General features: G+C 39.5%; 11 protein-coding genes. 10 read left to right on the top strand and 1 reads right to left on the bottom strand.

Annotated elements, in window-relative coordinates; translation table 11 throughout:
- The first annotated feature begins 521 nt into the window (after window positions 1-521).
- From WA010_RS08220 to WA010_RS08175, 10 genes are all read left to right on the top strand, one after another.
- A complete protein-coding gene (locus WA010_RS08220) occupies window positions 522-1,676 on the top strand; it encodes a hypothetical protein (protein WP_422556645.1) in 1,155 nt (384 codons plus the stop codon).
- The gene (locus WA010_RS08215) at window positions 1,670-2,542 is read left to right on the top strand and encodes a metallophosphoesterase (protein WP_422556644.1); all 873 of its coding nucleotides are present in this window, start codon (window positions 1,670-1,672) and stop codon (window positions 2,540-2,542) included. Before WA010_RS08220 ends, WA010_RS08215 begins: the two co-directional genes overlap by 7 nt.
- Complete coding sequence (locus WA010_RS08210; protein ID WP_422556643.1) at window positions 2,539-3,120, top strand: metallophosphoesterase family protein; 582 nt, start codon at window positions 2,539-2,541, stop codon at window positions 3,118-3,120. The genes WA010_RS08215 and WA010_RS08210 overlap by 4 nt, the downstream gene beginning before the upstream one ends.
- Window positions 3,113-3,736, top strand: coding sequence for a type II toxin-antitoxin system HicB family antitoxin (locus WA010_RS08205; protein ID WP_422556642.1), 624 nt, complete (start codon window positions 3,113-3,115; stop codon window positions 3,734-3,736). Before WA010_RS08210 ends, WA010_RS08205 begins: the two co-directional genes overlap by 8 nt.
- A gap of 54 nt (window positions 3,737-3,790) precedes the next feature.
- Window positions 3,791-4,684: a metallophosphoesterase family protein gene (locus WA010_RS08200; RefSeq protein ID WP_422556641.1), complete on the top strand. Its 894-nt coding sequence runs from the start codon at window positions 3,791-3,793 to the stop codon at window positions 4,682-4,684.
- Between the two features lie 317 nt (window positions 4,685-5,001).
- Window positions 5,002-5,478: a hypothetical protein gene (locus tag WA010_RS08195; protein ID WP_422556640.1), complete on the top strand. Its 477-nt coding sequence runs from the start codon at window positions 5,002-5,004 to the stop codon at window positions 5,476-5,478.
- Window positions 5,471-6,769 carry a hypothetical protein gene (locus WA010_RS08190; protein WP_422556639.1) on the top strand — a complete coding sequence of 433 codons (1,299 nt, stop codon included), beginning with the start codon at window positions 5,471-5,473 and terminating at the stop codon, window positions 6,767-6,769. Before WA010_RS08195 ends, WA010_RS08190 begins: the two co-directional genes overlap by 8 nt.
- Window positions 6,766-6,936 carry a hypothetical protein gene (locus WA010_RS08185; protein ID WP_422556638.1) on the top strand — a complete coding sequence of 57 codons (171 nt, stop codon included), beginning with the start codon at window positions 6,766-6,768 and terminating at the stop codon, window positions 6,934-6,936. The genes WA010_RS08190 and WA010_RS08185 overlap by 4 nt, the downstream gene beginning before the upstream one ends.
- A 12-nt stretch (window positions 6,937-6,948) precedes the next feature.
- Entirely contained in the window at window positions 6,949-7,263 is a 315-nt protein-coding gene (locus WA010_RS08180; protein WP_422556637.1) for a hypothetical protein, read from the top strand.
- Between the two features lie 363 nt (window positions 7,264-7,626).
- The gene (locus WA010_RS08175) at window positions 7,627-8,058 is read left to right on the top strand and encodes a type II toxin-antitoxin system PemK/MazF family toxin (RefSeq protein WP_422556636.1); all 432 of its coding nucleotides are present in this window, start codon (window positions 7,627-7,629) and stop codon (window positions 8,056-8,058) included.
- Window positions 8,059-8,233: 175 nt separating this feature from the next.
- Here the strand turns inward: WA010_RS08175 and WA010_RS08170 are convergent, their stop codons facing one another.
- A complete protein-coding gene (locus WA010_RS08170) occupies window positions 8,234-8,620 on the bottom strand; it encodes a hypothetical protein (protein WP_422556635.1) in 387 nt (128 codons plus the stop codon).
- Window positions 8,621-8,779 lie beyond the last annotated feature (159 nt).

The following is an 8,779-nucleotide window of genomic DNA, read 5'->3' as shown; positions in this document are numbered from 1 at the left end:
GATTAAAGCCTTATCGGTATAGCAGACTGCTTCTGAAATGGAAAAACGATTTGTAGAGGCTTGTAGAATGAATTTAAGCTAACTTTAAAACGCATGTGACAAAAAACCTAAATGTAGGTGGACACCCAGAAACCGAAAATTAAAGCTGTCTATCAGCAGTGCGATGTGATGATCACGCACGTAAGTCCATCAATAAAACCTGAGCACATTCCTGAGAGGCATTATCGAACCGATGATTCCACGGCATTTTTTACATTCGATGGGGAAACGTTCGTTAAAAACACTTCAGCGAAGATATGGGTCTACGGCCATACGCATACGCCTAATGAGTTCGACTGGCATGGAGTACATTTGATCTGTAATCAGCTTGGATATCCGGGGGAGATAAAAAATGCCTGTGGGAAGAGAATTGAGTTTCAACTCGATGGTCAGCGGAAGAAAAAGGATCAATAATGAACAAACCGATTGCAACGATTGTTTCAGGGTTACCATTGTCAGGAAAAACAACTTTTCTGGCAACCTTGTACCAAAACGGGATTTTAAAATCAAAAAAAGTTTCACTCAAAAAGCTGCCGAGTGCGGTGGAAGAGCACACAAGCTTCACCCTGGAAGCAAATATCAGCGGCTTCAAAGGGCGTGAACTGGTTCAGGCTATCAAGAAGGCAGGATATTACGTTCAAATATTCGTCGTCCATGTTGACAGCAAAGAGATCGCCGCACTTAATCTTGTCCGCCGCGTAGAAAGAGGAGGAAAAGATTCAATTATGCGGGATGTCGTTCGTGAATATGGCGGGTTAGACAATTTCCTTTTATGGAGTGGAGGCTTGGAGGAGGACGACGAAACCGTTGTCAATAATGCCGATGAATTCTACTATTTTCAGAACTCAGTGAAAAACAAACTTCCCCAATTGGTAGTTGCATATTACAACGGCACAAAAGCATTCCAGGACGATGGGCTGATAGAACAGGGCCATTCTACCCTCCCATACGAGATAGTGAAGAACATCCAGAGTGATGTTCAGCCAAACGAAACTGTCGGTTCCATGAAAGAACGGATCGATGCTGCTTTAGAACGCTCGTTTGACAGAATCATTCGATTTTACCATTCAAAGGAATTGGATAGGATGGCTCGACCCAACAAAACCAAACAAGGTAAACTCATCGCCTATTTGGTTTCGACGACCAACCATGGTCTTGCCCACTACAGCAATTTGATTGGAAAACTGAAGGTGACAACCATGGCACGTTGGACTGGCGATCTTAGAGATGAAACATTTCACACCAGTGCATTACGTGGATATGAGCTGGATGGAAGCTGTTTGACACTTTACACTCTTAACTCAACCTACGTGTTTGAGATCGTTGCCGGAGAGTTCGACGAGTTTGCATTCACCAGAGCCAATCAGGAATTAATCGATTCACAAGATGAGCGTAATAACACGAAACATGATGCCTATTGGTGCCAAATCGCTTCCGGTTTTGCAATGATAGACGGAGCGATAAATGTTGCCGTTTTACCATATCCGATGACGTTGCAGGAAGCAAGAGACTACCTGCTTGACAATATGCTCACGGACAATGAAGGAAATATTGTGACCAATATTATGCAAGCGTATGAAAAATCGGAAGTTCACGGAAAAGATATGCCTCTGCAAGCAAGGAACAACAAATGGTAATTGATATTTTAAGTGATCTTCATATTAATGCCAATCTTAAATACCTCAATCCGTCAGATAAGCTTGTTAAACGATTATGGAAGCATCTAAAACCAAAAGGTGAAATTCTAATAGTCGCCGGCGATATGGGAGAGATTACTGAACAAAATATCAATTTTCTCTCTGCACTTAAACGACTGTTTTATAGAGAAATTATTTGCGTATTAGGCAATCACGATCTCTATGGTCTTTATAATCGGATTGTCTATTTGTATGACGAGAATTTGGAAATAACTGTACAAAAAGGATGGGATAACTACACCGCCAAGTGGGAAGAAGCGAAAGCACTTTATGCAAATGCAGGTATTCATCTGCTCGATGGAACGACAGTTACTATTGATGGGATTACATTTGGTGGAGCTATGGGATGGTATGACGGTCTTTATCCAATACGGCACGGCATTAGTCTTGGAAAACACCCAATGTTTCGTTATCGTGAGTATGATGATATGCAGGAGTTGTGGACGACATGTATGCCCGATAATGATATTAAGCCAATGAGACGTTTTAACGATCTTTTCAAAGAAGAATTGCCAAAAATTGAGGCTGTCATTGATCAATGTGATATTATGATCACACATATCAATCCATCGATCGATAAAGCACATCAAAACCCAGATTGGAAAGATCACCCTACCTGTGGATTTTACAGTTTCGACGGAATAGGTTTAATTAAGAAGTTCAGAGGAAGCCACTGGATCTTTGGCCATAGCCACTACAATAGAGAATACCAGATTGGCACGTTCAAACTTATCGCCAATACATTGGGTTATCCGTCAGAGGGCATAAAGGCGATGAAAATATTGACGATTGAGGTATCGCAATGACCATTACTAAAGACACTTTCATCATTGCTGATACCCATTTCGCTCATGTAAATGTCATGGAATACGAACCGGAACGAAAAACTGCTCTCGGTGATCATCCCGATCAGCGTATGATCGAACTCTGGAATGAAACAGTATTACCGATCGATACCGTTTTGCATCTTGGGGACTTTGCATTCAAGAGTGAATCAATCCACACATGGGCACAAAAACTCAACGGCAAAAAGTACCTCCTCCGGGGCAATCACGACAAAGCCCCTCAAACCTATCTTGATAATGGGTTCTCAGGGGTAATCGATTTTCCATGCAAAGGTGAACCGGCTTATTATATCGCTGAAGTCGATGGAATCCGAATCCTCTTCAGCCACTATCCTATTGTGAGTGACGGATATGATGATGTACGATGGCGATATCTCTCGAAGGTATTTGATCGGGAACAATGCCATATCAATATCCACGGTCATGTGCATTCGATGCAGCTCAGTGAGAAGTTTTGTATTAATGCGAGTGTTGAGGCAATTGGGTATAGACCTGTAAAGCTGGGAGAAATTTTAAATCAAAGAAATCATAATGAATAACTATGTCATCACCAACCATGCAAAACAGCGGCGGCCGCATTACCCCATCCGTTCAGATGAAGAGCTAAAGGAGATCATGAGTAGACTCGATATTTTTTATAACTTCTCATCTTTAGAAGATGGCAAATATTACTTTCAAAAAAAAGGGAAGGCTGCTGTATTCAAAAAAGACAGGAATACCGTAACGCTAATTACTATTCGCGGGATCAATCTGGAAACTGAAATCAACGATGAAATATTCCCTCCCCTCAAAATCGATGATCCAATTCGTGCCGAAAAACGAGAAAAGCGAAAAGCCACACGAGACATAAAGCACAAATGGATGCAATACTATCCAGCAGTGCTAGAAGAAACTGAGGCTGGTGGATACAGTATATTCTTCCCAGATGTTCCTGGGTGTATCTCTTCCGAACAAAATCTTGAAAAAGCAATCAGTATGTCAAAGAAAGCGATTGCTGTTCATCTTACTGGCATGGTTAAAAATGGAGATCCACTACCGGCAATCAATCTCAACCGATGCAAAGAAGCTGCTAAAGGGCATATTTTAGTGATGGTGCGACCACAGAAAGAACTCTTGATTATCAAACAAACAGATAGCTTTAAGAATATAACTTAATTAGAAATTAATAAGCATGCAATGTAAAGCATTTTACAAAAATAAAGGAAAACGATGAAATTCGCCATTCTGGGCGATACCCACTTTGATTTTTGGCTTCTCACCAATTTCAAAGAAAAACACTTTCACCTGCAATGGAGCAAACTGCTTGAGAGTGCCGAGGCAGATGTCCTATTGCTCCCCGGAGATATTGGCCACTACAATGCTCAGAATCTCCAATGTCTCCAATACATGAGACAATACTTCGATCGCATTGTTGTAACGTTCGGCAATCATGACTACTATCTCATCACCCATTCGGTACGGGATAAGTTCAAATATCGTAATCCGAAACACCCCAGCGAAGAGCGGGTTGCGGATATGAAAAAGATGATCGAGGATACAGAAGGGATCGATTATGTCGATGGAAACATCCTCGATATTGGTGGAATCAAAATCGGCGGTGCTACCGGATGGTACGATGGGTCACTCCTTGCCAATAAAAGTCGCGAGGTGATTCAAACTGAATATGAAAAGATCATGAATGATGGCAGCATGATTCACCCACAAGACAGAGCCTTCGATTGGCTCTTCCATGAACAGAAACACCGTCTCGATGCCGTCTATCGTGAGTGTGACATCATGATGAGCCACGTATCGCCTTTGTCTGAGTGGAAACAGTTTGTAGAGATGTACGGCTTTGATTCCGATCAGGCGGCCAGAGATCCAAATTACTCAATCAACCACGAAGCTTTGCAAGACTACCGTGCCTTTTACTGCTTTGATGGGAAAGAGTATCTTGATAATGGTTCGATGAAGCACTGGGTATTCGGACACACTCACCGAAACTTCAGCCGTACCTATGAACGGCAGGATGGCAAAACCATCGATATCCACTGCAATTCGATCGGATACCCGAACAAGGGGGAAATCCCCAAGGAATTTGGGCTCAAAGTGATTGAGATTTGACAACAAATATCTTGTTAGAGTTTTTGACAATAAAATTGTTGTTAATGCCTTTCATCCCGCAAAATCATTTCAAATATCCTAAACATTTAACAAAGTTAATAAAAAGTATTGACATTTAATTAACATTATGAGTATAATTGAATATATTTATTAATTGGAGTTCAAAATGGACGCAAACGCTATTCCTTTCATCAGTATGCTACACGAGTTACGGTTAATTATCGAGTCTGGGATAATTATGGCTGGTCACTACGCAAAAACAAACCCTGTTGAAGCGTTAATCGCCGGTTTAATTCTATGGAAAGTGTTGTAGTCACATGAACGATGAGCAATACCAAAATCTACTCAAAGAGATGCAAAAGCTGCAGGCGCGAGCGAACATGATTTATCTCACAACTGTATCTAAAGAAGCCGATGGGATCCTTGGCGAATTTAAGTCGAATATGTCATTTCTGAACCTTTCTAAAGAGGAAGAGGGTGAGCTATTGGAGATAGTTAAAACTCTGCCCAAAGAAACACAGAAAAACCATCTGTCCGAAACAAAAATCGCCAATGAAGTTGGGAGAATTTTACACTGGGTCAAAGAGAATGGGTCTTTTTATGAAGAAAGCGCCATCTTAACCAAAATAATCACGATGATCCTCGCATACGAGGACCCATTAGGCTTGATTGATTACGCGCAAACGTTTTTGATCGATGAAACCGAAGATTTTTCAAATGAGTTTGAATTGTTCAAAAAAACAATAACCCAACTTTATCTAAAATACCACCAGGGAGAAGAAAACGATGAGTGACACCGTAACGGCAGAAACAACACACGAAACGGGGGAGCGTGATTATTTTGAAAGAATAACGGCTGAAAATGATCAGCTAAAAAAAAGAATTTTTGAAAATGATCAGCTCTACCAGGCAAAACTCATGTCCATGGAGAAACAACTTTATGCACTCCAAAACAGCAGAAAAATAAACAGAGTCAACGGCGGGAGATCGAACCAAAGCAAACAACGACAAGGGGTTTGGAAGCCAAAAACACTCTTCGAAAAACTATTAGTAAAAGTTGTTGGTAATACTACCGCCAAAATGGGTAGAGTATTACTAAAGATTGACGAACTATCTCGCAGAAACAAGTCACATGTTCGTGAATCGATCGAAAAATCAAAATCCCAAAATGTCAAAAAAAACACATCGGTTGCTGAGAAAAAGAACGATGCAACCACTGCACTGAGAATGCACTTTCTCAAGCAACTCAAAGAAAAATTTTCGAATTACCGGAAAGATCAATTTCAACAAAGAGGCTATGATGAAACGTTGCCTATCCAAACGAAACCGGAACAAGCAGTTGTTTTAGATCGCATTGAGACCCCGGAAGAAAGAAAGAAAAAGGTTATCGAGTTTTGTGATGAGTCAAAGCGCAATCGACACGATATCGCGTGCACACTCGATAAAAATTCTCCGGACTTTCTCTACGAACATTTGTCCAAAGATGCCGATCCACAAATAAGACAGCTTATTGCTGAAAACAAGCATTGCCCTATCGAAGTGCAGATGTCAGTGATCAAGGAAGAAACGTTTTCTCAAAATCAAGTTCTTGTCCAAAATCTTTCAAAAAACCTATCTTCAAAACACGAGTTGTATTTCAGACAATTAGCCGGTCATTCGGACGAAAAAATAAGAGAGATTGTTGCATCACACAAACATGCTCCCGTAGAACTGTTGGCACATATGTCTATTAAAGATAAATCCGAAAACATAAGACAAACAGCAGCGACTAATTTCTCTCAATCCAAACATTCTATAGAACTTAAGCAAGCAACGGTTCAAAAACTTGTTTACGCCAAGGCAATTACAGAAAAAGAAGCGGGTTCAATAATGCCGGTTTCCACAACCCTCGAACAACCAAGAGTTCAAAAAGAGGCAATTGTAGAAAATAGTGTTGAGAAAGATATGATGGCCGAAATAAATTCTATAGTAGACCAAAAACAAAACCACCAACATGGTGCAAGTAAAAAGAAAGAAATGGCCATGAGAGACGGCGGTGAATCTATATTCGATCCTAAAAGAAAAGAGCAAGGATATCAAAAATGAATTCAAAAGGTAAACGGTTAAAAGAGGCGGTCGAACGAATTAAAAACAATGGTGGAAAGCATCTACCCTTTGAATTTTATGCAGCAAAACAACGACAATCAGAAATGATGGCCAGACAACAATTGAATCATCAAAATGAATCCAAAAAACAAAATTATAGTAAATAAAGGGGAAAACACATGCTTGCTATTGCTTCTGCTTCACTAAACAAAATTCGCTCCCATTGGTATGGGAATGAGCAATTAAAATATTCATTCTGGTGTAACACGATTTGTCTGTTGTTGGCTATTCAGCTTCTTAGCCTTTACGATGAAAGACTAAGTATTGCGTTGTCTGCGGTTAAAGGAATCATATTCGTGTGGATGTTCATTGGAACTTGGAGAGCCGCCAACAAATACATGTTGGCAACAAATAATACGCTTTGGGCTTGGCAAGCAAAAATCTTTTCAGCTGTACCTATTGTCCTCTTTTTTATTGCAACATTAAAATACTAAACATCAACGTGTTCCTCATTTAAAGATAAATTTAATAGTGAGAAGCATATAATTAGATTTGAAAATAGACAAGGCTCATTATCCGACTACGGCTAATCCATATCGGAAAATATGTTTTAACCTTACCTTGGCTATATCTTCGATCTACCTTTGTTTTGTTAGAACAAAGACCTTTGTTGTGTAAAACAAAGACAACTTCAGCGAACACCCGTGAGATTACAATTACTTGTTAAAGTGGTTGTATATCTCGATCAAAACCCACACAAGCTTTCCAATCAACAAGAAATTGCACCGTGCAATTTCTTATCTTATTTTTTAGATATAATTTCTATATTAACTAGCAAAAAAACCTAAGGGATAATAGTGGGCGTACGTTCCGAAGAAATTGGGCGATGGAAAGTTGTATTAGTACATTTCGGAAATAAAAGAAGAGACGAACATTCAGAATATCCAAATCTTTCGTTTGATCCAAAATATGAATTTTTACTTGGTTCGGAATTTGATTATATGCACATGGCAATAATTGTTAACAATAACGAAATGAACCACAGCGCTGTTGTTGTTCCTATGACGAGTTTAGACCCATATAAGCATAGTTATGACGGCGACGTAGTAATTGAAAAAAATCAATATGGCATGAATTTTTTGCAAAATCCAACAATCATTAGAACAGAATGTATTCGCCAAATAAGTCACCGTCGAATTGTAAAAATAATAAATCACCATGTTTCAACTACAGTTAGAGAAAAAATAAAGAAAGCTTTGGAAAAAACAATTTTAGACTTGACAAGATAATGAATCATTCGTTACAATGATGTCGTTATTTGTTGAGCGGCTTGTAAAAGTGCGGCTCCCGGAGCCTATGGCCCGAATTGCCCTGGCGGATTTATCCGTTGGGGCTTTTTTCGTTAATAGCACCGAGTATATTATTTGCCAACTAATTTAAAACCCCACACTAATCTCATCTAATTTATAAATCCACAAAACAAACACGTTCTTTATAAATGAGCACATAGCCATCATGAAGATACGCAATCGTTCCATCGCATTCCTGTGTAGCCTCCTTTATACAAATGTATGCCTTGTTGATAATATAACTTACTACATCATCCTCGCACTCGCATCGGATATTATTAACACGATTATCCTGTTCGTCAATATCGACAATGTGCTCTGGAAAAAGATCCCGAAAAATACGGACGAGAGTTCGGGATGAAATTTCTCTAACCGTATTTCTCATAATGTTTGGATTGTCCTGAGGGTAATACCGCACTTCGCCAAGTTTGAGGTTGGGAAGTTTGCCCCCTTTGTGTTTGTCCCCATTAAAATGTCCAATGACTTTGAGTTTATTTTTCATGTAGTTTGCCATTTATTTTAGAATTGAAACAATTTGCAAAACAATAGAAATACCGGTCAACACGACCAAAATATTCATTTTGTTTGAACTGTCAATATTTTCCAAAAAAATATCGCTCTCCTCTTTTTTTGTAACTATCTCACTAACACTCTCTTTTCT

Source organism: Sulfuricurvum sp., from assembly GCF_049305995.1.
Classification (GTDB): Bacteria; Campylobacterota; Campylobacteria; order Campylobacterales; family Sulfurimonadaceae; genus Sulfuricurvum.
This window is presented reverse-complemented; position numbering and strand designations above follow the sequence as displayed.

Excerpts from the sequence above, each read along its gene's own strand:
- WA010_RS08170 (WP_422556635.1), bottom strand. The coding sequence starts at position 8,620 with ATGAAAAATAAACTCAAAGTCATTGGACATTTTAATGGGGACAAACAC.
- WA010_RS08205 (WP_422556642.1), top strand. The coding sequence starts at position 3,113 with ATGAATAACTATGTCATCACCAACCATGCAAAACAGCGGCGGCCGCAT.
- WA010_RS08215 (WP_422556644.1), top strand. The coding sequence starts at position 1,670 with ATGGTAATTGATATTTTAAGTGATCTTCATATTAATGCCAATCTTAAA.
- WA010_RS08185 (WP_422556638.1), top strand. The coding sequence starts at position 6,766 with ATGAATTCAAAAGGTAAACGGTTAAAAGAGGCGGTCGAACGAATTAAA.
- WA010_RS08190 (WP_422556639.1), top strand. The coding sequence starts at position 5,471 with ATGAGTGACACCGTAACGGCAGAAACAACACACGAAACGGGGGAGCGT.
- WA010_RS08210 (WP_422556643.1), top strand. The coding sequence starts at position 2,539 with ATGACCATTACTAAAGACACTTTCATCATTGCTGATACCCATTTCGCT.
- WA010_RS08180 (WP_422556637.1), top strand. The coding sequence starts at position 6,949 with ATGCTTGCTATTGCTTCTGCTTCACTAAACAAAATTCGCTCCCATTGG.
- WA010_RS08200 (WP_422556641.1), top strand. The coding sequence starts at position 3,791 with ATGAAATTCGCCATTCTGGGCGATACCCACTTTGATTTTTGGCTTCTC.
- WA010_RS08195 (WP_422556640.1), top strand. The coding sequence starts at position 5,002 with ATGAACGATGAGCAATACCAAAATCTACTCAAAGAGATGCAAAAGCTG.